Origin of the sequence: Methanocella conradii HZ254 (assembly GCF_000251105.1) — an archaeon.
Classification (GTDB): domain Archaea; phylum Halobacteriota; class Methanocellia; order Methanocellales; family Methanocellaceae; genus Methanocella; species Methanocella conradii.
In genome coordinates, this window is the sequence record NC_017034.1 from 1,467,274 (window position 1) to 1,489,391 (window position 22,118).

21 protein-coding genes and 1 tRNA gene are annotated in these 22,118 nt (G+C 54.5%); 9 read left to right on the top strand and 13 right to left on the bottom strand.

Features of this window, described 5'->3' with window-relative positions:
* The first annotated feature begins 6 nt into the window (after positions 1-6).
* Entirely contained in the window at positions 7-1,050 is a 1,044-nt protein-coding gene (locus tag MTC_RS07690; RefSeq protein ID WP_014406126.1) for a (Fe-S)-binding protein, read from the top strand.
* Positions 1,051-1,101: 51 nt separating this feature from the next.
* Here the strand turns inward: MTC_RS07690 and MTC_RS07695 are convergent, their stop codons facing one another.
* Positions 1,102-2,427: an RNA-guided endonuclease InsQ/TnpB family protein gene (locus tag MTC_RS07695; protein ID WP_014406127.1), complete on the bottom strand. Its 1,326-nt coding sequence runs from the start codon at positions 2,425-2,427 to the stop codon at positions 1,102-1,104.
* A 190-nt stretch (positions 2,428-2,617) separates the two neighbouring features.
* Between MTC_RS07695 and larA the strand changes: the two genes are divergently transcribed.
* The 4 genes from larA to MTC_RS13350 all read left to right on the top strand — a co-directional run bounded on the left by larA (position 2,618) and on the right by MTC_RS13350 (position 7,021).
* Complete coding sequence (gene larA, locus MTC_RS07700) at positions 2,618-3,859, top strand: nickel-dependent lactate racemase (protein WP_014406128.1); 1,242 nt, start codon at positions 2,618-2,620, stop codon at positions 3,857-3,859.
* 154 nt (positions 3,860-4,013) lie between these two features.
* Positions 4,014-4,391 (top strand): hypothetical protein, encoded by a 378-nt coding sequence (locus MTC_RS13095; protein ID WP_014406129.1) that lies wholly within the window; start codon positions 4,014-4,016, stop codon positions 4,389-4,391.
* 229 nt (positions 4,392-4,620) lie between these two features.
* The gene (locus tag MTC_RS07710; RefSeq protein ID WP_014406130.1) at positions 4,621-6,795 is read left to right on the top strand and encodes an amylo-alpha-1,6-glucosidase; all 2,175 of its coding nucleotides are present in this window, start codon (positions 4,621-4,623) and stop codon (positions 6,793-6,795) included.
* A 52-nt stretch (positions 6,796-6,847) separates the two neighbouring features.
* Positions 6,848-7,021: a hypothetical protein gene (locus tag MTC_RS13350; RefSeq protein ID WP_158308504.1), complete on the top strand. Its 174-nt coding sequence runs from the start codon at positions 6,848-6,850 to the stop codon at positions 7,019-7,021.
* 3 nt (positions 7,022-7,024) lie between these two features.
* Here the strand turns inward: MTC_RS13350 and MTC_RS07715 are convergent, their stop codons facing one another.
* The 4 genes from MTC_RS07715 to MTC_RS07730 all read right to left on the bottom strand — a co-directional run bounded on the left by MTC_RS07715 (position 7,025) and on the right by MTC_RS07730 (position 9,321).
* Complete coding sequence (locus MTC_RS07715) at positions 7,025-8,272, bottom strand: MgtC/SapB family protein (RefSeq protein WP_014406132.1); 1,248 nt, start codon at positions 8,270-8,272, stop codon at positions 7,025-7,027.
* Positions 8,273-8,420: 148 nt separating this feature from the next.
* Positions 8,421-8,494 (bottom strand) — tRNA-Val (locus MTC_RS07720).
* 77 nt (positions 8,495-8,571) lie between these two features.
* Positions 8,572-8,922 (bottom strand): hypothetical protein, encoded by a 351-nt coding sequence (locus MTC_RS07725; protein WP_014406133.1) that lies wholly within the window; start codon positions 8,920-8,922, stop codon positions 8,572-8,574.
* A 90-nt stretch (positions 8,923-9,012) separates the two neighbouring features.
* Positions 9,013-9,321, bottom strand: coding sequence for a hypothetical protein (locus MTC_RS07730; protein WP_014406134.1), 309 nt, complete (start codon positions 9,319-9,321; stop codon positions 9,013-9,015).
* 102 nt (positions 9,322-9,423) lie between these two features.
* Here MTC_RS07730 and MTC_RS07735 point away from each other — a divergent pair, with 102 nt between their 5' ends.
* Both MTC_RS07735 and MTC_RS07740 read left to right on the top strand, forming a co-directional pair.
* Complete coding sequence (locus tag MTC_RS07735; RefSeq protein WP_014406135.1) at positions 9,424-9,747, top strand: hypothetical protein; 324 nt, start codon at positions 9,424-9,426, stop codon at positions 9,745-9,747.
* A 111-nt stretch (positions 9,748-9,858) separates the two neighbouring features.
* Positions 9,859-10,629, top strand: coding sequence for an SIMPL domain-containing protein (locus tag MTC_RS07740; protein WP_014406136.1), 771 nt, complete (start codon positions 9,859-9,861; stop codon positions 10,627-10,629).
* A 15-nt stretch (positions 10,630-10,644) separates the two neighbouring features.
* Here MTC_RS07740 and MTC_RS07745 read toward each other — a convergent pair whose 3' ends face one another.
* From MTC_RS07745 to MTC_RS07770, 6 genes are all read right to left on the bottom strand, one after another.
* Positions 10,645-13,122 carry a universal stress protein gene (locus MTC_RS07745; protein WP_014406137.1) on the bottom strand — a complete coding sequence of 826 codons (2,478 nt, stop codon included), beginning with the start codon at positions 13,120-13,122 and terminating at the stop codon, positions 10,645-10,647.
* Positions 13,123-13,197: 75 nt separating this feature from the next.
* Positions 13,198-13,995, bottom strand: a complete 798-nt coding sequence (locus MTC_RS07750; protein WP_237705879.1) for a universal stress protein — start codon at positions 13,993-13,995, stop codon at positions 13,198-13,200.
* Between the two features lie 47 nt (positions 13,996-14,042).
* Entirely contained in the window at positions 14,043-14,891 is an 849-nt protein-coding gene (locus MTC_RS07755) for a DUF7714 family protein (protein WP_014406139.1), read from the bottom strand.
* Positions 14,888-15,859, bottom strand: coding sequence for an isocitrate/isopropylmalate dehydrogenase family protein (locus MTC_RS07760; RefSeq protein ID WP_014406140.1), 972 nt, complete (start codon positions 15,857-15,859; stop codon positions 14,888-14,890). The genes MTC_RS07755 and MTC_RS07760 overlap by 4 nt, the downstream gene beginning before the upstream one ends.
* On the bottom strand, positions 15,856-16,329 hold the full coding sequence (locus tag MTC_RS07765; RefSeq protein WP_014406141.1) for a 3-isopropylmalate dehydratase small subunit: 474 nt from the start codon (positions 16,327-16,329) through the stop codon (positions 15,856-15,858). Before MTC_RS07765 ends, MTC_RS07760 begins: the two co-directional genes overlap by 4 nt.
* Positions 16,326-17,564: a 3-isopropylmalate dehydratase large subunit gene (locus tag MTC_RS07770; protein ID WP_014406142.1), complete on the bottom strand. Its 1,239-nt coding sequence runs from the start codon at positions 17,562-17,564 to the stop codon at positions 16,326-16,328. Before MTC_RS07770 ends, MTC_RS07765 begins: the two co-directional genes overlap by 4 nt.
* A 105-nt stretch (positions 17,565-17,669) precedes the next feature.
* Here MTC_RS07770 and MTC_RS07775 point away from each other — a divergent pair, with 105 nt between their 5' ends.
* Positions 17,670-18,857, top strand: coding sequence for a homocitrate synthase family protein (locus MTC_RS07775; RefSeq protein WP_014406143.1), 1,188 nt, complete (start codon positions 17,670-17,672; stop codon positions 18,855-18,857).
* On the opposite strand, the gene MTC_RS07780 is transcribed toward MTC_RS07775, so the two are convergent.
* Entirely contained in the window at positions 18,854-20,374 is a 1,521-nt protein-coding gene (locus MTC_RS07780) for a thiamine pyrophosphate-dependent enzyme (RefSeq protein WP_014406144.1), read from the bottom strand. The two genes, MTC_RS07775 and MTC_RS07780, sit on opposite strands and share 4 nt — an antisense overlap.
* Before the next feature lie 90 nt (positions 20,375-20,464).
* Between MTC_RS07780 and cobT the strand changes: the two genes are divergently transcribed.
* Positions 20,465-21,565: a nicotinate mononucleotide-dependent phosphoribosyltransferase CobT gene (gene cobT, locus MTC_RS07785; RefSeq protein WP_014406145.1), complete on the top strand. Its 1,101-nt coding sequence runs from the start codon at positions 20,465-20,467 to the stop codon at positions 21,563-21,565.
* A 15-nt stretch (positions 21,566-21,580) separates the two neighbouring features.
* On the opposite strand, the gene MTC_RS07790 is transcribed toward cobT, so the two are convergent.
* The gene (locus tag MTC_RS07790) at positions 21,581-22,075 is read right to left on the bottom strand and encodes a multiprotein bridging factor aMBF1 (protein ID WP_014406146.1); all 495 of its coding nucleotides are present in this window, start codon (positions 22,073-22,075) and stop codon (positions 21,581-21,583) included.
* Positions 22,076-22,118 lie beyond the last annotated feature (43 nt).

A 22,118-nucleotide genomic window follows, 5' to 3' on the forward strand; every position in this document is an offset into this window, starting at 1 on the left:
ATTAAGATGATTCAGGACTATATCGGGGATATTATCAAGTGTACAAGGTGCGGCAGGTGTAGCGCATTATGCCCGGTCCATGAGGAGCTAGAGTGGGAGTCGACCAATGCCCGGGGCAGGATGCTGCTAGCCAGGGCGCTCGCCGAGGGGGAGGCGCCTTCTGAGTCCATGAAGAGGTCTTTTTATACTTGCCTTACATGCTCCATGTGTTCTTCGACTTGCCCTTCGGGAGCGAAGCCCGACCTGGTGATGGAGGCCGCCAGGAAAGAGCTAATAAGGCTGGGGTGTCAGCCCGGGTATTATGATGGCATCCTTGATAATATTAGCAGGCATGGCAATTCTCTGGGCGAGCCGGGGCCGCGGAACGCCTGGGTCCCTGAGGAGCTTAAGCTGAATGGTAAGGCTGATGTCATTTATTGGGCTGGCTGTTTGGCCTCTTATAGGCAGCGGAGCGTTGCTTTGGCCAGCCTTAAGGTGTTAAGCCGCTTTGGCGCCCGCGTCCTCGAGGACGAGCGCTGCTGTGGGTCGCCGCTGCTCAGGCTGGGGGGCGAGCCCGTCACGCTTGAGCATAACGTGGAGCAAATCAGAAAAAGCGGGGCGAGCACGCTGGTCACGGGCTGCGCGGGATGCTATAAGACGCTCAAGGAGAGCATCTGCGACGTTGAAGTGCTTCACTTTACCCAGTTTTTGGCGCGGCACGTCGACGAATTGAAGCTGGAAAGGCTTCCTTATAAGGTCACGTATCATGACCCGTGCCACCTTGGGCGGTGTATGGGCGTGTACGATGAGCCGCGCTCAATAATTAAACGTATCTGCGACTTCGAGGAGATGGCCTCTCATGGTAAGGAGGCACGGTGTTGCGGGGGAGGAGGGGGCGTGAGGAGAGGCTACGGGGACCTGGCCCGCGCGATAGCAAAGAAGCGCCTGTCGGAGGCCCCGCATGATGTCGACTATATCATAACGGCCTGCCCTATGTGCCGCGCCAGCCTGCAGGAGGCAGGGGGGAGGGTTCTCGACATCTCCGAGCTGGTACTCATGTCGCTGATATAGTAGCTTTATAACAAGCCATCACAAGCGTTATAATTGGTCAACGACCACACCCTAAAGGGCTGTGGCTTGCACTGTTTGTTGTGTGCAATTTTGTTCTGGAGAAGTTTGCTGTGTGGTCTCCCATGCGAGCCTTATTCTCCACGGCCTGTTGACAAGGCCGCTACCGACTATCCGCCTTACGATGGACTCGTCGGCTACCTTTCGCATTATGTTCAGACTACCGTTAACGTCGGCGTTCACGGTGACGCCGGTTATGCTCCGGTATAGTCCTCTCTCGATTCTTCTTGTTTTGTCGTATGGCTGTTCGCGTATCTCGTCGAAGTTCAATGCATCCGTTCTGCTCGTGTAGGCTTCGTCCACCTCGTGGTACTCTATGCCGTAGCGCTGGCACTTTCCCTTGAGCTTCCGCTTGAAGAGCCAGTACGGTATCTGGACGAAGTTCTGGTTGTTCCTCTTGCCGTGGTTGATTTCCTGCTTAATCTCTTTAAGCTCGCCGACCACGATGTTGCCGATGTGTTTCTTTAGGCAGACATTGACCACATAGTTGACGGCTCTGTTGAGGAACTCGTTGATTTGGTTTCCACGGCGTATCGTTATCCGGCTTTGCCGTCGCGTGAACTTCTCGACGCCTTGTTTGTACTTGATTCTTTGTAGCCTCGCCATCTCTTTGTTGTAGTAGCGGTTGATTGACTTGACATGCTTGCCATCGATTATGGTGGCAGCCCCGTCTACACTTTCAACGAGAGTAGCAAAGTTGTCAAGGCCGAGGTCTATCGAAAGATACTGGTTAGGGTCGAGGCTCATTTCTTCCGGCATAACATCGTACACGTATTCTATCTTATACGATTTGCCATCGTGTACTGGAGCGATTCTTATCTCTTTGATTGCCGTTGGAGAGATGTATGCGGGAACGTTGAACGTTAACTCGTCTCCCTTCAGACCGTGCTGCTTCTTGAATTTGATGGACATGCCCAACGATACCTTGCTGCCAGAGTCGCTGAACCTCAGCCTTGCAGCCGGGAATATCAGGAGGAACCTTCCGTTCTTATCTAGGTAGTGTGGTATGCGTACTTCCATGTCCTCCGGTAGTCCTCCATCCTTCTTTGCTTGCAGCAATCCGAAGAAACTCCGGAAGCTCCTATCGACCATCTTCAAGATCTGCTGCGAGTTATCGCTGTGCAGGAGCGAGTAGTTCTCGTTAGTTTTTGACACGTGGTAGTTAGACTCGTACGACAGGTACTTCCCGGTCTGGAAGAAGTGCTGGCGGACGTTGTACAATCCGACATTGTACATGTTCTTCGAGAGAAAAGAAAGCGTGTCCACTATCCTGTACGTCTTCTTGTCCATACGAAGATAGTTGCTTGCAGTCTGCTTCATGTCCAAAGCCTCTATTATTACTCGTCTACTTATATACTTCATCGATGTCTGCCGAAAGTATTATCCTGTCGAGGAGTCGAGGGGTCGGATTCCCCCATGCCCTGAAGGGCTATGGTTTCCTCAGACCTCACGGCCCCATCGTTATGACGACGTCGAAAAGGTTATGTAATCCTGCTCAGAATTAGGTTCGATGTCCATCATTGATCTAAAGTATGGTAAAGGGCATTTTGAGGTAGATGTGCCCGATAAAAACCTGGCTAATATCATACTCCCAAACGAGCTTTCCGGGGTAGCGGATGAGCAGGCGGAGATAAGGAGGGCTCTGGAGAATCCTATTGGTTCTGCGAGGCTCAGGGATAAAGTCAGGAAGGGGATGAAGGTAGCCATTATAATAAGCGATGCTACCAGGCCCTGCCCCTCTTACAAGTTTTTGCCTGCTTTAATAGATGAGCTAAAGGCGGGCGGCGTGATTGAGGATAATATGACTATTGTGATAGCCCTTGGAAGCCATCGCAATTCCACGCCGGAGGAGCGCAAATACCTGCTGGGGCCTGTTTATGGCAGGGTGCGCTGCATTGACCATGATAAGCATGATTGCAGGTATGTGGGCACCTCGAGCTTTGGCCACAGGATAGAGGTGTTCAGAGAAGTGGTGGATTCAGACTTTATAATATGTACGGGTAATGCTGAGTATCATTATTTTGCCGGCTATACGGGCGGAGCAAAGGCTATACTGCCAGGGTGCGCGAGCCATGATACCATCGAGGCGAACCACGCCATGATGGTGAGCCCGAAGGCGGAGACGGGCCGGCTGGACAGCCCCATCAGGGAGGAGATAGATGAGGTGCCTGGAATGATGGATATCGGGTTTTTGCTAGACGTGGTGCTGAACAGCAAGAAGGAGATAGTCGCCGCAGTCGCAGGGGACGTTATAAAGGCGCATAGGGAGGGCATAAAATACGTGGACCGCATGTATAGCGTTCGAGTGCCGAAGGCGGACATAGTGATAACGAGTGCCGGAGGCTATCCTAAGGACATCAACATGTACCAGGCCCAGAAGGCCATGGATAACTGTAAGCACATCGTGAAGGATGGCGGCACCATGATACTGGTGGCGCAGTGCCCGGAGCGCCTGGGTAATGGCGTGTTCGCACGCTGGGTGGACGAGGCGACCACCATAGAGGCGCAGGCCCGCCGCATGGACGAGCATTTCGAGCTTGGCGGCCATAAGGCCTCTGTCATCGCGAGGACGGCCATGAAATGCGATATTTACCTCGTCTCGGAGATTCCGGAGCATATCGTCCGAAAAATGTTCCTCATCCCGGCGAAGTCGCCCCAGGAGGCCCTTGATGCTGCCCTTAAGAAACATGGCCCTAACGCAACCGTGGTGGTATCCCCGTTTGGCGGCATGATGTTACCAAAGCCCATCTAAAATTATCATCATGACCACCAACCTTGCTTCTTCTTATTATACAGGCCATATTTATGCTAAATTAGAGGTTTATGCCTTAAAAAAATGCCTTTACCCCATATAAGCTTTTTATTCTGATGCGCCGATTATTGTTTAACTAAGGAGGGTATTGATAATGAGGGTAAAACTTTTAATAGCAATAGCCTTGGCCGGCATCTTCTTGCTGGCGAGCGGGGGGCTTTCGTTAGCTGGTGCCGGGCCGTTTGTTCCGACCTGTGACGTGACCTGTATCACGCCGCCAATGCCGCAATGCACTTTTGTGCCAGCCGTATGTGCGCCCGGAACCATCACGCCATGCACTGTTCAGCTTGCGGAGTGCCACGCTCCACCCCCGTGTAACGTACAGTGCACGGTACCGACGCTAACGGCCACGGTTGAATTAACCGGCCCGAGCGGCATAAACTTTATAGCGCCTAACTTCAGCTGCCCGAGCGCTGCAGGACCGACATTCATAGGTCCGGCGTTCCAGTGCCCCATTCTCTGGGACCCATGAGAATCGCTTAGGCCTGGCATACTTGGGCCTATTAGCGGATGGCTCGAGCCTCTTGCCAGCAGCTCCGAACTGCATAGGCGTTGCTGGTTTGCCTGAGTGCGGGGCGGGAAACTTACGTGGCAATATTGGGCAGGCCTGAGTTGCCCACCCCGCCCTATGCCTTTTTAAATTTTATTAATGCCTTAATAATATAATGCCATGAAGCATATGTTATCACGAGGTTAGTCACGTGTTGCATAAACCACCGATGACTGAAAGGGATAAGATTCACGAGACCCACACTCAGGTCAAGGATATACTGGGAGCCATGGTCATACGTGACGGCCCCCTAACCCTGGTCACCATGAGAAATGGCGATATCCCCAGCGAGGATAACCATGGCTATGGCCTTTATCATCGTGACTGCAGGTTTTTAAGCGGCTACACGCTAAAGTGCAACGGGAAAACGCCGACGGATATTTTGTCGAGCGACGAGAAGGGGCATGCCTCAATAACCATGCTTACCAACCAGCGCTACGTAGACCCTGCCGGCAATTTCGTGAATAAGGACACTCTGAGCATTCGTCGTGACAGGATTATACCAGGAGTCCTCGATGAGAGGATTACCATAACCAACTATAACGATTTTGAGACGATGGTTACGCTTTCCCTTGAGTTTGATTCAGACTTTGACGACATTTTCACGGTCAGGGGCATCACAGGGCCTACCAACGGAAAGCTATTGCCCCCGGCTTATGAGCGTAACGTTCTAACGCTAGAATATATTGGCGAGGACGGCCATCATCGAAGGACGAGGATAGCGTTTGACCCGCAGCCTGTACGTGTCGAGGAGGGCATGGCCACATTTAACATACGTGTCAAGCCCCGCGAGCCACAGGCCATCCATGTCAGGATATACGCTGAGGACTCGCCAATCGACCCCCCATCGATGCCAGGGCCTGCCGAGATAGAGAGGAGGATAAAGGGCATCAAGGCCTCGTATGCCGACACGATGGAGTGCTGCAGCAACATCCAGACGGATAATGGCATCTTCAACAAGGTATTCTTACGCTCGCTCTCCGACCTGAGGATGCTCTACTCGGGCTTGCCCATAGACATCTATTATTCGGCAGGGGTGCCCTGGTACGACGCACTTTTTGGCCGGGACAGCATCATCTCGGCCATACAGGTAATGCCATACAACCCGGAGGTGGCGAGGAGCACGCTAAGGGTGCTGGCAGCCTATCAGGGCAAGAAGGAGGATGACTGGCGGGACGAGAGGCCCGGCAAGATACTCCACGAGCTAAGGGTTGGGGAGCAGGCAAACCTGAACCGCATCCCGGACACGCCCTACTATGGCAGCGTCGATTCGACGCCCCTCTTTCTAATACTCATGGCCGAGTACATAGACTGGACGGGCGATATGGCCCTGTTCCACGAGCTGCTTGGCAGCGTGGAGGCGGCATTAAGGTGGATAGACACGTATGGGGACCTCGATGGCTCGGGATTCACCTCCTATACTTGCTATTCCCCAAAAGGCCTGTATAACCAGTGCTGGAAGGACTCATGGGACTCGATATGCCATTCCGACGGCGCCATCGCCATCCACCCTATAGCCGCCGCCGAAGTACAGGGATACGTGTACATGGCAAAGAGGCGCATCGCTAACCTATACGAGCGCATCGGCAGGCACGAGGAGGCGGAGCGGCTGAGGCGTGACGCGATGAGCCTTCGATGGAAGTTCAACGATAGGTTCTGGATGGGCGATGTGCGCTATTTTGCGGAGGCGCTGGATAAAGAAGGCCGGTGTAACGTAGTATCTTCCAACCCGGCTCAGGCGCTATGGGGGGAGATAGTAGAGCCAGAGAAGGCTAAAGCCGTCGTGGATAGGATATTCGAGGAGGACATGTTTTCGGGCTGGGGCATACGGACCCTGTCGGCAAGGGAAAAACGCTACAACCCGCTGGGCTACCACACGGGCACAATCTGGCCCCATGACAACTCGCTAATCGCAATGGGCCTGAATAGATACGGCTTCAAGGACGAGCTTTCCGTCATCTTTACCAGCATGTATGAGGCGGCCGCATTCTACCCGAACTACAGGCTACCAGAGCTTTTCGGCGGCTTCCAGCGGGGGGAGTACGATGTGCCGATAAAGTACCCGGTCGCATGCAGCCCCCAGGCGTGGTCTGCGGGCGCTATACCATACATGCTCTCGGCGACGCTCGGGTTCATCCCGGATGCCCTGAACCGGCGTCTCACCCTCTATAAGCCAAAGCTTCCCCCATGGTTGAGCACGGTAAGGATAGGCAAGCTTATCGTCGGCGAGGCGTATACTCACCTCGAGTTCAAGCGGGTCGGCGATAGCACGCTCGTAAACGTGGTCGGAAAGCGTGGCGACCTCGAGGTGCACGTCGTTTATTGAGCCGGCTAAAAATGCACCATGCTTTATCATCACGCCATCTTATTAGACATTGGTGATGTTGATGTGCATTAGCTGCGGTTGTGGCATGCCAGAGGACAAGCATAATAACCCGAACCTGATTACCATGAGTGACCTGCAGAAGGCGGCGAAGGCCGCTAACATGAGCGTCGAGGACGCCGCCAGGAACATCGCGGATGCCGTCGGGCTGACCTGCCGGAAAGAATGACCATCATGTGAGGGCTACTACAATGATGCCTGAGGCGATCACTATGGCGGCCATGGCAGCGTTGTATAGGCCGAACCTTTTGGTGCCGAAGTAAAAGGCGTATGCGCTGTGTACTGCAAGGTTTACGAATACTGCGATCATGATGGCCGTCACGGCCGTCGACGGGTCCGCCAGGCCGCTCGCCGCAAGCCTGGCCGTTGAAACCGTTATGGCGTCTACGTCGGCCAGGCCTGCCGCCGCTGAGGTCAGGAACAGGCCATAGCTGCCCAGGTAAAGGAGCGCAGCACGGGAAATGAAAAGCACTATCGTTATGAAGGCGGCGAATAAAAGCGCCGGCACGATGTTGAATGGCGTCTTGAGCTGGATCTGGCCTGCCTTTCCATTTCCGCGGCCCTGAAGGTAAAAGTATGAGGCCACCAGTATGCTCGTCATGCACATCATGCCTACTGGCGGGTACACGTATGGGATGAGTCCTGCGAAAAAGATTGATATTATGAATACGACTCGTAGGAGCATGACCATGTTTGAGAGGGTGGAGGCGACCATCGCCGGATACATCAGTTCTGAATTTTCGCGCGCTCTCATCGCCATGGAGGTGGTGACCGCCGTGCTCGAGGCAAGGCCTCCCATTAAGCCCGTGAGTGGTAGCCCCAGGCCTGCCCCGAACCACTTGACTAAAAAGTAGCCGATGAAGCTTATGCCCGTAAGGATGACCACGATGAGCCATATCTGGTATGGGTTGAATGCTTCCAGGGGCCCGTAGGCCTTATCGGGCAATATTGGCAGGATTACTAGCGCGATCAGCGCGAACTTGAGGGAGTCGTAGAACTCTTCCTTGGGTATCCTGTATGTGAAGGCGTGGAGGGGCTCTTTGAAGGCCAGCAGAATCGTGACGATTATCGTAAGTATAATCGCCGCCGCCTGCTCGTAGTATGCGAGGCCTCCCAGCAGGAACGTCAGCAGTAGTGCTGTCTCAGTTGTGAAGCCGAGGTGCTTTTCGATTTCTGTGCTTCTGTAATACGCCACTATGGTTAGTGCTGCTATTGCTGCCAGCGCTGCCGCGAAGATTGCGTACCCGCCGGTGGTCAGGTATGCCGCTATTCCCCCTATGAGCCCTACTATGCCGAATGTCCTGAGCCCTGCGAACTTGACGTTTTGCCTTGTCTCCTGTGCGATCTCCCTCTCAAGGCCAATGATTAGTCCAATGAGTAGTGCCGTGAAGAGCTTTTGTAGGAGTATTAGTTCGACCATCTATCTGGTTTTCGAGGTGTTTGATAAAAAATGTTCCGATTGTGTTGTTTTTGTCGATGGTTGAGCGAGAGCGTAATCAGGAGATGGATGGTTTAGCGCTATACCTTCTCGTAGAAGCCCCACTCAACAGCGAGAAAAAGTATAATAGTGGGCCCGATGAGATTCGAACTCATGGCCTCCGCCATGTCAAGGCGACGTCATAACCAGCTAGACCACGGGCCCCTCAACGCGAACAATCTATACTGCAATATCAGATATTAAGGTTTCCCTCGCAAATATGAAAAAGGGCGGCCAAAAACCTACAGCCACCCTTCAAGCGTATACCTCTTGTTGGCACTTATAGTACAGAACAGGTCGTCGCCGATATAGCACTCTACCTCTGGAGAGCTCAACGTAATCCTGGCCATCATGTCGTCATAATGGAAAGACACCCTGATCTCGTTGCCCACGTCAGTCCTCGCAAAGAAGCTCAGGACACGCTGGCCATTCTCCCAGCTCTCCTCCTCATTCCATTCCTCGAACGGTGGGGCCAGCTCGTCATTCTTGGCGAGCATTTCGTATGCGGCGCTCAGCACTATGTCAAGCGACTCATCCGAAACGGCGTCCCCGTCCAGCCTGTAAGCCCTGGTCGCGCTATCTAGCACTTTCATTGATACAATGTGGCATGGTATAAGTATAAATATATTTTGATTAACACAATAAAATTTTGATTTTTAAGGCGATGAGATTGAATAATATTTTCAAGGCCAGGTAATGGTCACATGGACATCGTACTTAGAGATACAGGTGCCAGTCCTCTCGATTGCGTCAAAAAAGGCGTCGATGACGTCTTTCGGGTTGTGGCACGCCTTATCGCCAGAATCGTAGTCAAACATGAATCGTTTAGGGTACAGCACTGATGCCTGGTCAAAGCTCGTCTCCAGGACATAGCCCTCACTGCCCAGAGAGCCCATCATAATCCTCTTGATATCGTAGACGTGTTTTTCAAGCTCCATCGTCCCCGACAAATCGTTCCGATCCTTCGGCTTGACGGTGAATAATGCCTTCATCGTTTATCTCCTTGTATGTGAATTATATTTATCCTATCCATTAAAATGCTTTCCTGCGCGCCGTGGGGATGCCTTTATAAAGCCGTTTGTAGATTATAAATTATGGGATTTCCATATCAGCAGATAGTTGCATTACTAAGGCCTCACATCGTCGAGTCGTCGGGCTTGAACCTGTTCATGTATCCTGGCACTAAGGACGATTTCGTGGACAATCTGGAGAACATGGGGGTAGAGCGGTGTGTACCCAGGTATGCATTGAGGTTCGAGGGGCACGTAATCGACCTGGACCTGCTCTTTTATATCGTGGACGTCCTGAAGACGAAGGATGGCGGCGTCATATTCTATAGCCCTGAGAGCAGGATACTCGACTTTAAGTTGATAATGAGGCCTGCAGGCGGGCTAGATGAGCTTTGCCTCGACACATAAGCTCATTAAAGCCTTATTTTTAAAAAACAATCCAAATTAACTGCGGTTTTACTCGTAGTTTAAATTAAACTTATATAGTTACCACCCCTAAAATAAGATGGTGATCGGTTTATGGAGTTTAAGCAAGGGCTTATGCTGGGCTTAGGCATTTTTTTGGCTTTGGCCGTCATGTTCGCAGTCATCGGGAGGGCGGCCGCCGATGAGGCCCCCCTCTCCTACGCGGGAAGCAAGGAGCGTACCATTACTGTGACGGGCACCGGGTCAGTGTACACGGTGCCGGACATTGCGAAGTTTAGCGCTGGCGTGGTGACCGAGTCGAATACTTCCGCTGACGCTCTGCAGAAGAACGCCCAGCTTATGGATAAGGTGGTCGGCGCCATCAGGCAGACGGGCATACCTGAGAAGGATATCAGGACTGGCAAGGTTACTCTTGAGCCCGTGTATAACCATTATTCTCAGCCTCAGGGCTCTACTGAGAAGCCCAAAATCGTGGGCTATAGGGCTACGAATACCATAACGGTGACGGTAAGGGACCTGTCCAGGGTGGGCGATGCCGTCGACGCCGCCACCAATGCGGGTGCCAATAAGGTCGCTGGCGTGTCCTTTGAGCTATCCGAGGAAAGGTCTTCCGCCGCATATAAGGAGGCATTGAAGAAGGCCGTTAGCGATGGCGCTGACAAGGCAAGAACCATTGCGGATGCTGCCGGGACGGGCGCATTGACGCTCAAGTCTATCTCCGAGTCGGGCACTTATTACCCGCAGCCCTGCTACGTGGAATGGGGCGGCGCAGATTCTGCCAGGGCTGCGCCCATGGCCACGCCAGTCTTGCCTGGCGAGCAGAAGGTGCAGGCCACGGTCTCGATGGCGTACGCGTTTGAGTAGGCAGGGCCTTTTACCCTATTTTTTCATCCTCACGACCAGCACGTTACACGGCGCCCTCTTCACGACCTCGTCGGCCGTGCTCCCTAAAAGCCATTTATGGTAAGCAGGCCGCTCGGTGGCCCCTATTATTATCAGGTCGTATTTCCCTTCCCCTGCCACTTTAATGATGCTATCTGCCACGTTGCCCGCGAGGAATATTGCAGAGTGGTTGACGCCAGAACCCTGGGCCATCCTGTTAACTCCTTCAAGGATGGCTTCAGCTTCTTCCGATTCTGCCTTTTTGCTTACGTACATCGACGTTATGCTACCCTTAAACTTTCTTTGCAGGGTGATGGCAACCTCAAGAGCCCTTGTCGCGTGTAAATACCCTGAGGTTGGGACGAGTATCTTTTCATATCGTATGGGCTTCATGTCGTTTGTATAGCTGAATACGGCCACATCGCACGGCGCGTTCCTCAACACGCCGTCCACGATGCTCCCGAACAATACCTTCTCGGCAATCGTACGCTGGCTAGACCCCATGACTATGAGGTCGCATCGCTTGCCCATCGCGGACTGGGCTATCGCCTCCGCAACCGACCTGGACGTTACAGCCTCCGCAGTAGCGTTTACCCCCCTCCTCTTCGCTTTATCTATGGCTGACATGAGGAGCGAGGATGCGCTATCGTCCATCACCGCGGCCTGGGTAGGAAGCTGGGGCGGCACAGCTATGGCCGTCATCAGGTGTAGCCTTCCACCCTCTTCCAGCAGGCCGCATGCGATATCAATGATGTTTTCGACCGTTTCCGGCCTTGATAGGGGTACGAGTATCTCGTGGTAAGCGGCTTTTCCTTTCGGCACTGCTTTTTGAATGGCGCTTTCATACCTGCCCTTAAGCTCGTGGGCGATCTCCGGGTGCAGCTCGTGGGCTACATCAGGGTGGGTGACCTGGGTGCCCGGGATGTGCTCCCTCCAGTCGAGGTTCTGGCTCCGCCTGTATACGAGGTACATCGCTATGCCCGCCACAAACCATAGCGTACCCACTATTTTCCCGATCTCGTGCAAGTTCAGGACCAGCATCCATACGAAGAGGCAGACAAAGAACCCCAGCAGAGGCAGGACCGGCACAACCCACCTTTTATCTCCAGCCCTAACTTTGAAAGCGAATGGCGACTTATACGGCCTGTAGAGCTCAGGCCTTTTATTCCTCAGCATGATGAGCGACAGGTTGACCAGCATGAACGACACGAGCGCCCCATAATTATAAAGGTCTCCCAGGATTATCGTGGGGTCCTCGTGGCTCAACTTATAGGTGCCCATGAACCATACGAAAAGTACGAAGCCTATGGATGCGAGGCTGAATATGATGATGGTCCTGGTGGGAACCCTGTACTTTGGGTGTAGCTTGCTGAACCATACGGGCATTATCTTATGGCGGGACATGGAGTACGTGACCCTGGATGCGCCTATAACGCCCGTATTCGTAGACATGAGCAGCATGAGCACGCCGAGCAGTCCCACCCAGAGCGGTAATAATGCTACGAGTGGATTGGAGGGGCTCAGCCCCATGCTTATTCCTTTAGCGACGCCCGTGACAGGGTCGTTTTGATAAGTCGTGCCCAGAGTGGATGGAGACATGGTTGGAAGCCCTACCGCCAGGGTGCATAATAGCAGCCCTGCGAGCATGACGGCGACTATCAGGGCCTTTGTAGACTTGGGGATGGTCCTGTCCGGCCTCCTGGTCTCCTCGGCAGCCTGGGATATGGATTCCAGGCCGATGAAAGATACCATAGCCACGGTAATTCCCCAGCCAAAGCTCGTCCATGATACCCCGCTGCCGAGCTGGGTGATGTTATGGATGAAGGTCGGGAGGCTCCAGACGAGGGCGAACCCGGCCAGCAGGAGTGTCGCCTCGCTTATAATGCTTATTATCGATAGGGCGATATTCAGGTTAGCCGACTCCCTGATGCCGATATAGTTTAAGGCCATTAAAATGATACATAGCGCGATGGTGCCAACGGCCTGGAACGTGTAGCTGGGCGAGCCTGGAGCATTGATGCTATTAAGCCCGGAGAGCGCCCCAACGTAAGGCACTCCCGCCATGCCCAGGTTTGCGAGGAAGCTGCCAAGGTAGCCCATCGTTATCCAGCCAAACAGGGCTATATCGATGGTGTAATCAAGTAATAGCCCCCATCCTGCGACAAAGCCCCAGAAATCGTCGAAAGCCTCCCTGGCAAATATCGACGCTCCCCCGGCCATCGGTATCGCTGAAGCGAGCTCCGCGTAGCTCAGCGCTGTGAATATGTAGCCGAGGGCGGCGATTGCAAGAGCGAGGGGGGCGGCTCCGCCGGCAAAGAACAGGACCAGCCCTAAGGCCACGTATATATCGGCGCCCACGTCTGCAAAGCCTATGGAGAATGATCCGAAAACTCCAAGGTCCCTTTTTAGCTTTATGACCTCTACTCTGGGTTCGGATATTTGCCCTGCCTGCTGTGCCTTTATCGGTCCGGCCATAACGTCTCTACACAGCAACGAAATGAAAAGCTATATAAGGATTTTCGCTGGGCATATACTTCCTATATTTAAAAGTTACTGTTGAGTGGACGCTGACTTTACCATTAAAATAGGGCAGGGAGCCTTCTTAACCAGCCTGTCCGCGGTCGAGCCCAGCAAGAACTGGTAGTATAGCGGCCTCTCCGTTGCTCCTATCATCATGAGGTCGTACCCTTTATCCGCCTCGTCCAGTATGGTCTCCACAACGGGGCCTCTCCTGTGTAGCGCACGATGCTTTATGCCCATGGCGGTTAAGCTTTCGCTGACAGGCTTGAGGGCCTTTATAGCCTCCTCGTTGCTGTCTCCGACGTAGAGGACCGTGATGTCGCTACCATGCTGCCTGTATAGCTGCTCTGCCAGCCGTGCGGCGCTCACCGAGTGCTGGTGCCCTGAGGTGGGGATCAATATCCTATTATACCTCATTTCCCTATCGTCCATGTACCTGAAGGCTATGACCTCGACCCTCGCCTTTCTTATGACCTCGTCCACGTTGCTCCCGAAGATGTACTTTAAATGCTTCCTGTAAGTCGAATTGGCCATGAGTATCAGGTCGTATCCGCCGGAGGTGGCCTCATCCAGTATCCCCGCCGCCACGGATAAGGATTTTTTGACCCTGTAGTCGACCCTCATGCCTTCCGAGGCAGAGAGGAGGTGCGTCGTAGAGATAGTGCTCATAGCCCTCCTCCACTCTGCCGGGGAGATCGTGAAAAGCTCCGATGCGATGACATGTAAAAAAGTGATCTCCCCTCCGGGCTTCAGGAAATGGTTGACGAAGTCCACGAGAAACTTCAGGTTGGACGTTCTCGTGATGGGTATGAGCATCTTCCCGTACACGCTAGCACCTGGATTTACTGTCAATTGGGAAAGGTGTGATATAAACATTATCGTTTAAGCTCGGCCGCCAATAGCTTGACGGCTTCGAATATTTCCCTGGGGTTGGCGCCCCAGTGGACGGCCACCCCCTTTGTTCCGTTGATGTTTTTCAGGCCGAGCCTTTCCGACTGGCAGCACCTCAATATGAAGGGGCGGGATGGCTTGGGGCTGGATAGAGGGCATATATTAACATGCTCGTATGCCTTCCCCGGGTACCTCGCCTCAAACACGAGCTTTGACGTGTTACATCCCACGAGCTTGATGTCTCCTACAGGCTCCAGGTCAAGGGAGTCGAGGAACAGCCCGTTAAGGCCGGAGGCGCGGCAGGGGAATATGGTCGTCCTGCCAGGGTCCTCATAGTCCTTCAGGTCTACTACATGGTACTTGAAGTCGAGCATCATATCTCCATACATGCCCGCCTCGTCCTGCCTTTTTATATTAAACGCCAGCCAGGCGGGCCAGGGCGGGGCAACGTCGAACACGTCCACCTCCGTGAGGGCGGAGAGGTCGGGCTTATGCACGAAATTGTAGTGCTTATCGACCCCCCTGAACACGACGGTATTGATGCCATTCTTGCATAGCTTTGCGGCCTTTTTTATCAGGTCAGCCCTGTTTGTGATATCCACCTGTTGCTCAAACACCAGTGTCTCGTCAGCCTCAGAAATCTTACGAGCGTGCCCCCTCCTCCTCATTATGTCTTCGCCCTCGCCCTGCACCTCATACACCTCGCACCTATCGGGCGCATCGAAAATGAGCAGGTATTGCGTGGAAAAATATACCGCGTCCTCGGGCCGGTAATCCTTCCTGGCATACTTATCGACCACGCCGACGAGCCTGCAATGAGATGGGAATATCATGGTGCCTCCAGATATTTTAGCAGTGATCGCCTAACGTCCGAGGTCTTATACGCGCCGCCCAGGTCGGGGGTGAGCACGCCATCCGCCAGCGTCCTATCGACGGCCCGCTGCACCATCTCCGCCTCCTTACCGCGCCCCGCCCATTCGAGCAGCATCTTAGCGCTAAGGACGGCGGCGATGGGGTTGGCTATGCCCTTCCCGGCTATGTCAGGGGCGCTGCCGTGCACCGGCTCAAAGAGGGCGTAGCGGTCTCCAATGTTGGCGCTGGGAGAAAGCCCCAGGCCCCCTATGAGCGCTGCAGCCTCATCGGACAGGATGTCGCCGAAAAGGTTGGTGGTGACGATAGTGTCAAACCTCGACGGGTCTCTTATAAGGTTGTATGCCATAGCGTCCACGAGCATCTCCTCATAAGGCACGCTCAGTTCCTTAGCCACCTCTATGCAAACATCCCTGAAAAGCTCGCAGGAGCGCAGCACGTTGGCCTTATGGACGATGGTCAGCTTTTTCAGGCCGGGCCGCCGGCACGCCATCCTGGCTATGCGCTCGCTGGCATGCCTCGTTATCTTCCTGGTGGAGAGGACCATGTCCTCAGATACCTCCTCCATGCCACAATATAAATCCTCACAGTTCTCCCTATAAATGGTAAAGTCTACCCGGTAGGGCGATACCAGGCACGACTTGAAAGGCCTGACGTTGGCGTACATGTCTAGCTCCCTGCGCAGCGTCAGGATGACGCTCCTGTAGCACTTCTTTGGAGGAGTGGTAATGGCGCCAAACAGTATGCAATCACATTTTTTAACGTTTTCGAAGTCCTCCTCGGACATTGCGACGCCCTCGCGGAGGAAGCGCTCATGGCCCACATCGACGTGGACGTACTCTGCGCCGGGCAAAACTGCCTTTAATACGTCCACGGCGACCGGCACGACCTCCCTGCCTATGCCGTCGCCAGGCAACACGGCTATCCTCATCGCACGCCCCTCCTGTACGCCACCAGGCCGCCCGCCTTCAGGATGTCCTGTAGGAACTCTGGCAGCCTCGTGCTTTCATATTCCCTGCCTCCTGCCTTCACTATGCCATTATCCAGGTCTACCTCGACGACGTCTCCGCTCTCGACCGCATCGCAGATGTTGGCCTCGACGATGGGCAGGCCCACGTTGATGGCGTTCCTGAAGAAGATGCGGGCGAAAGACCTGGCGACCACACAGCTTATGCCCGCATATTTAAGGGCCATGGGGGCCTGCTCCCTCGACGAGCCGCACCCGAAGTTCTTGCCGGCCACGATGATGTCGCCCGGTGCCGGCTTAAATCCGGCATCTAGTCCCTCCATGGCGTGCTCACCCAGCGATCTGAGATCAGTCGTCCGCAGGTATTTCCCGGGGATGATGACATCAGTGTCCACGTTATCCCCGAATTTCCATGCCCTGCCCTTAAATTTCACAGGTATCGCCTCGGGTCCGCTATCTTTCCCTCGATTGCCGTTGCAGCGGCAGTAAGAGGCGAGCCAAGATAGACTTCAGCCCCTTTACCCATCCGCCCCCTGAAATTACGGTTCGTTGTGGACATGCACGCCTCCCCCTGCGCTAAAACGCCCATGTGTCCGCCCAGGCAGGGGCCGCAACCGGGGTTACATATGGTCGCCCCGGCCTTTAGAAGGGTGGCGGCGACGCCGCTGCTTATCGCCTCGAGCATAACTCCCCTGGATGCCGGTATCACCAGGGTCCTGCACTTCACCTTCCTCCCATCGAGGATGCGGGCAGCCTCCCGCAGGTCCTCAAAGCGCCCATTAGTACAGGAGCCTATGAGCACCTGGTCTATATGCCTGCCCTCCACCTCCTCCACGTCATGGACGTTGTCCACCTCAAAAGGGCATGCCACCAGCGGGGATATGCGAGAGTCAAAATGATATTCGTCACAATATGAGGCATCATTTGCGTATACGGGCGCGTATGGCTCTACAGCCCTTCCTTCCAGGTATGCCTCCGTCCTGGCATCCGGCGGCACGATGCCCGCCTTGGCGCCCATCTCTATCGCCATGTTGCACAGCGTCATCCTGCCCGCCATCGACATCTCGCTTATAGTCGAGCCGTAAAACTCCAGCGCCTTATAAGCCGCTCCATCAGCCTTAACGTGCTTAATAACGTGCAAGGCAACATCCTTGGCAGTAACCCCTTTTGGTAAGCCTCCATCGATCGTGACCTTGATGGTCTCAGGCACCCTGAACCAGAGCTTCCCTGAAGCGTATATCTCGGCCATGTCAGTGGCGCCCACCCCGGTGCCAAAGGCCCCGAAGGCGCCATATGTACACGAGTGCGAGTCCGCCCCAACCACCACCTTGCCAGGCATGGCAAACCCTTTTTCGGCCATGACCTGATGGCATATGCCCTCCCCAACGTCGTAAAAGTGCACTATCCCATGGGAGAAGGCCCACTCCCTCAACTCCTTATGAAGGAGCGCCGTCGTCTCATTATTGGCGGGCACCAGATGGTCAAGGGGGATGATGATGCGCGATGGGTCCCACACCTTATCGACGCCCATTTCCTTAAGCGCTTTCACGGCGAGCACCGATGTGCCATCGTGGCTCATGGCATAGTCCACCCTCGCAATGACGAACTCTCCCGCGCATGCCTTTTTGCCCGCTGCCCGGCCCAGTATTTCCTCGCTTATAGTCCCCACGATATGACACCTATGATAGAAAATTATTAGTACATACATCATTTTATAGTTTCTTGTGAACGAAGATTTCGTTATCGAAATTTTCGTCTATAAGCGGCGATTGACATGGCCGGGTTTTCTAAGAATGATTGGATGAAGCACGTAAAAATGGGGCCGCTCGACGTGGAGATATGCGACGTCACCCTGAGGGATGGCGAGCAGACGCCGGGCGTATCGTTCACGAAAGAGGAAAAAATGGAGATAGCCCGGACGCTTGACGAGATAGGCGTTGAGGTAATAGAGGCCGGTTTTCCTGTTGTGTCCCAAGGGGAGAAAGATGCTGTCAAGGCTATTGCGCGTATGGGCCTGGACGCGAAGATATGCTGCCTGGCGCGTGCCGTCAAAGAAGACGTCGACGCGGTGCTCGATTGTGACGCTGATATAGTGGGCATATTCATGGGCACCTCGGAGCTCCACCTAAAGTATAAGCATAAGAAGACCCAGGAAGAGGCCATTGACTGCATGGTCACGGCCCTCGAGCACGCGAAGAGGCATGGGCTAGTCGTGCGGTTCGCTGCCGAGGACTCCACCCGCACTGACCTGGAGTTTTTGAAGCGATTCTATAAGGCCGGCGAGGAGGCCGGGGCGGACTACGTGAGCATTGCGGACACTGTTGGAGCCATGAACCCTACGACTATGAAGTATCTTGTCTCTGAGATAAGGAAGGCCGTGAGCATACCAGTATGCGTCCATTGCCACGACGACCTGGGCCTGGCGGTCGCTAACACCCTGGCGGCGGCGGAGGCGGGCGCAAGGCAGCTACACACGACCGTGAACGGCATCGGCGAGCGGGCCGGGAACGCGGCGCTCGAAGAGGTGCTCATGGGGCTTCTCATTCATTATAATGTAGACCGCTATGATACCACCCGGCTTAAGGGGCTTTCAGACATGGTGGCAAGATACTCGGGAATCGCCGTGGCAAAGAATAAGGCAGTCGTGGGCGCTAACGCCTTCGCCCACGAGTCCGGAATCCACATCGCCGCCCTCCTCGAGAACGACCGCACTTACGAGCTGTACTCCCCTGAATTAGTGGGCGGCAGCAGGGAGTTCATACTTGGCAAGCATAGCGGCAGCAAGGCATTATGTTACATGGCCCGGCAGATGGGATACACGCTTTCCCAGGCTGAGACAAGCCTCATCCTTGAGGAGATAAAGCGCCTGAGCGACATGAAGAAGTCCCTACGCAAGGAAGAGCTGGCCGAGCTGATATCGAGGACGCTGACGGACAAAAAGTTGAGCATGACGAAGGCTTAAGCCTTTATTCTCGTATATTTGTGCCCTGGGGGGCATGAGGCGGTTATCACATAAAGCTTGAGGCCTGGCGCCATCAGCAATTTTTCAAGGTCTGACCTCACTTTTTCCTGAGATAGGCTTGCGCTTTTTTGTATTATACAGTCTTCTTTGAAGATGTCCTTGAGAAGCCCGGCGATGTCAGGGAGCGCCTGGCCGCCTGTCATCGCTGCCTCCCGGTTGGCGAAGACGACCACGAGGGCTTCGTGGCCGTTTAGCCTGGCGTTTACCAGCGCCTGCAGGCCGGTATGCAGTATGGCGAAATCGCCTATCATGGCGATGCCTTTTTGGCCGAAGCCGCAGGCCGTGCTCACCGCCGAGCCCAGCGAGCACGCCACGTCAAGCATGCTATGCGGGGGATTGGCCGCAAGTATGGAGCAGCCCATATCGCCGGAAACCGGGACGCCAAGCGATTTTATCGCCTCATAAACCGGCCCATAGGGGCACCCTTCGCACCTGCCGACCGCATAGCCCCTGGATGCCAGCGTTTCAGGGCGTATGTCCTGGTAAAAGCCTATGCTATCGATGTTCTCTATGGCGCTCCTTATGGACGCCTCGTCCAGCGGGCCTGCCCTCGGTAAATGCCCCGTCAGCCTGCCTTTCACCCTGGGCAGGGAGAGCTGCTCCTCGATGAACGGCGAGGCCTCCTCACAAACCAAAACATACTCAAGCCCCGCTAAAAAATCATTGACCAGCATGCTCGGGAACGGGTTGACCAGCCCTATGGATAAGTGTGAAAGTCCCAGCGAGGTAGCCACTTTTGACGCGAGCGCCGAAGCGTGGCCCGATGATATGATGCCTACAGGGCCTCTTTTTTCGACTCGATTAAGCTGCGACCGTTCCGCCTCCATGGCGGCGTAGTTCCATCCGTCCCTCAGGTATTTCTGGCGCTTGCCATACATGGTGTAGCCCCATATGGCCTTATCGAGCTTCTTATGGGGCACAGAGGGCTTTTTCCTGGAAATAGCGCCTTTTTCGCCAAATACTTCGTTAGTCACCCTTATGAGCACTGGCGCGCTGATGCTCTCCGAAAGCTCAAATCCCCCGATTATTGCGTCATAAAGGTCGCCAGGGGTAGACGGGTCATACACCGGTATCTCGGCCAGCTTGCCATACCACCGCGAGTCCTGCTCATTCTGGGACTGTAGCGCCCCCACGTCATCTCCGGCGATGACGACGACGCCCGCCCCAAGCCCATGCGTGGCTGAAGTTATGAGCGGGTCTGCCATCACGTTAACCCCGACGTGTTTGGAAATTACCGCCGCCCTGCCACCCATCACGGACGCGCCGACGGCCATCTCGTACGCGATCTTCTCGTTGAACTGCCATTGCGCCCGCATCTCCCCGTCATCCTGTAGTATCGAAAAAAGGCGATTTATCGGGTACCCGGGCACTCCCGTTATAAGCCCTGCCCCGCCATCTTTCAGCGCGAGGTGCGCCGCCTCTGCGCCGTCAACGCTTTTTGCCTCCTGCTCCATCATGATATGACTTGATAAAACCCCTCCATATAATAATACTTCTCCACGATAATACAAAGAAACTTTTTTTGTGTATAATAAAATTTATTTTACTTGAGCGTCTATAGGCGGATAGGAGGTAATCTTATAGCATACGATGGTTTGAGCTTCTATAATGGTGGAGAGGAGTTCGCTGGAAAGATAAAGGGGCGGGGCTCGTTCGTGCTGGTGATGGCCTATACTGATACCGCCCTGATACCAGGCATAACAGCCGCCGGCGCCAGCCCCGAGCTTACGCCATATACGCCGCCGCTGGACGCTGAGCTGGTTCATACGGGCAGGATAATAACGCTGGATAATATAGCCATGACGTCGGATGCCATCCCAACGCCGGGGATCATAACGAGGGCGGCCATAATGCTGTCCGACTTCAGGGAGTTTTACGTAGACGCGGGCAACCGGATAGCGCCGGTCGTACCGCATTTCCGGGTGGGCAATGGCCCGGGTGCAGACATACGGACGGGTAAAGCGGTGCCATGCGCTAAAGACATCATCGAGAACGCGAGAAAGGTGGGCAGGGAAATAGCTTCTCAATCCGAATACCTGGTGATCGGGGAAACCACCCCTGCCGGCACGACGACCGCGCTGGGCGTTCTCATGGCCATGGGCATGGACGTTAACAATTATACGAGTAGCAGCATGCCAGACAACCCGCTCTCGCTGAAGGCTTCAGCGGTTAAAGAAGGGCTGAAGAATGCTGGCATAAATGGCACATGCGACCCCCTGAAGGCCATCGAGTGCGTGGGGGACCCGATGATGGCGGCGACCATCGGCCTGGTCCAGGGAGCGAAAGGGGTGCCGGTCATCCTGGCAGGCGGCACACAGATGGCGGCAGTGGCCGTGCTGCTCTCGAAGATGTGCTACCCTGGAGAATACGACCTGGCCCTGGCGACGACGAGGTGGGTGGCCGAAGACGGCAGCGCCAGCCTGTTTGGCATCCTCAAAGGCGCCAGCATAAACATACCTGTAATCGTCGCAAACCTTTCATTCGCGAGGTCAAAGTATAAGGGACTACAGGCCTACGAAAAGGGATATGTCAAGGAAGGGGTGGGAGCGGGCGGCATAGCCGCTGCCGCCATACTAAAAGGCGTAAAAAAGGAAAAAATAGAAGAAACCGCAGAGCTTATATACTCGAAACTAATGGGTCAACCATAATTGCCACCCTTGACATCATTTATTTTTCTTAACATTAATGAGGTCGCCCAGCGTTAGCGCCTTGCTCTCGCCACGCCTGCCCTGTACCTCGGGCTCAACGATGCCCTCCGTCAGCTTAATGTCCAGCGCTCTCTCCAGCTTCTTGATGAGATCTTCCTCGGGCACGAGCTCCCCCCTCTCAACCTTGCGGATGACGTTGACCTTTTCAAGAATCCCGGCAGCCAGCTCTTCCTGCGTCATATGCTTCGCCTCGCGGGCGTTCTTGATGACTTCCGCGTAATCTTCTACGAGCTCGTCCTTCATCTTATCGAAGAGGTCGTGCCGCGCCCTCTTGACGGGCGCCACGCCAGCTTCAGAGGCCGCCCCGCGCCGCGTGCTGGTGATCGGCGCACGGCGCTCCACCTCTTTACCAAAGCCTTTACAGCGGTCGCATACGTCCATTTCCGCCCTATCGATGACGATGTGGTGCGGCTTTCCGGAAATCTGTGCTCCGCATATTTCACATTGCATATGTATCCATGTAATAGAGGCGTGTTCTACGGATAAATTTTCC

What these genes read in the sequence shown, in the direction of transcription:
- MTC_RS07690 (WP_014406126.1), top strand. Translation starts at nt 7, where the DNA reads ATGATTCAGGACTATATCGGGGATATTATCAAGTGTACAAGGTGCGGC.
- MTC_RS07695 (WP_014406127.1), bottom strand. Translation starts at nt 2,427, where the DNA reads ATGAAGCAGACTGCAAGCAACTATCTTCGTATGGACAAGAAGACGTAC.
- larA (WP_014406128.1), top strand. Translation starts at nt 2,618, where the DNA reads ATGTCCATCATTGATCTAAAGTATGGTAAAGGGCATTTTGAGGTAGAT.
- MTC_RS13095 (WP_014406129.1), top strand. Translation starts at nt 4,014, where the DNA reads ATGAGGGTAAAACTTTTAATAGCAATAGCCTTGGCCGGCATCTTCTTG.
- MTC_RS07715 (WP_014406132.1), bottom strand. Translation starts at nt 8,272, where the DNA reads ATGGTCGAACTAATACTCCTACAAAAGCTCTTCACGGCACTACTCATT.
- MTC_RS07725 (WP_014406133.1), bottom strand. Translation starts at nt 8,922, where the DNA reads ATGAAAGTGCTAGATAGCGCGACCAGGGCTTACAGGCTGGACGGGGAC.
- MTC_RS07730 (WP_014406134.1), bottom strand. Translation starts at nt 9,321, where the DNA reads ATGAAGGCATTATTCACCGTCAAGCCGAAGGATCGGAACGATTTGTCG.
- MTC_RS07735 (WP_014406135.1), top strand. Translation starts at nt 9,424, where the DNA reads ATGGGATTTCCATATCAGCAGATAGTTGCATTACTAAGGCCTCACATC.
- MTC_RS07740 (WP_014406136.1), top strand. Translation starts at nt 9,859, where the DNA reads ATGGAGTTTAAGCAAGGGCTTATGCTGGGCTTAGGCATTTTTTTGGCT.
- MTC_RS07745 (WP_014406137.1), bottom strand. Translation starts at nt 13,122, where the DNA reads ATGGCCGGACCGATAAAGGCACAGCAGGCAGGGCAAATATCCGAACCC.
- MTC_RS07755 (WP_014406139.1), bottom strand. Translation starts at nt 14,891, where the DNA reads ATGATATTCCCATCTCATTGCAGGCTCGTCGGCGTGGTCGATAAGTAT.
- MTC_RS07760 (WP_014406140.1), bottom strand. Translation starts at nt 15,859, where the DNA reads ATGAGGATAGCCGTGTTGCCTGGCGACGGCATAGGCAGGGAGGTCGTG.
- MTC_RS07775 (WP_014406143.1), top strand. Translation starts at nt 17,670, where the DNA reads ATGGCCGGGTTTTCTAAGAATGATTGGATGAAGCACGTAAAAATGGGG.
- MTC_RS07780 (WP_014406144.1), bottom strand. Translation starts at nt 20,374, where the DNA reads ATGATGGAGCAGGAGGCAAAAAGCGTTGACGGCGCAGAGGCGGCGCAC.
- MTC_RS07790 (WP_014406146.1), bottom strand. Translation starts at nt 22,075, where the DNA reads ATGCAATGTGAAATATGCGGAGCACAGATTTCCGGAAAGCCGCACCAC.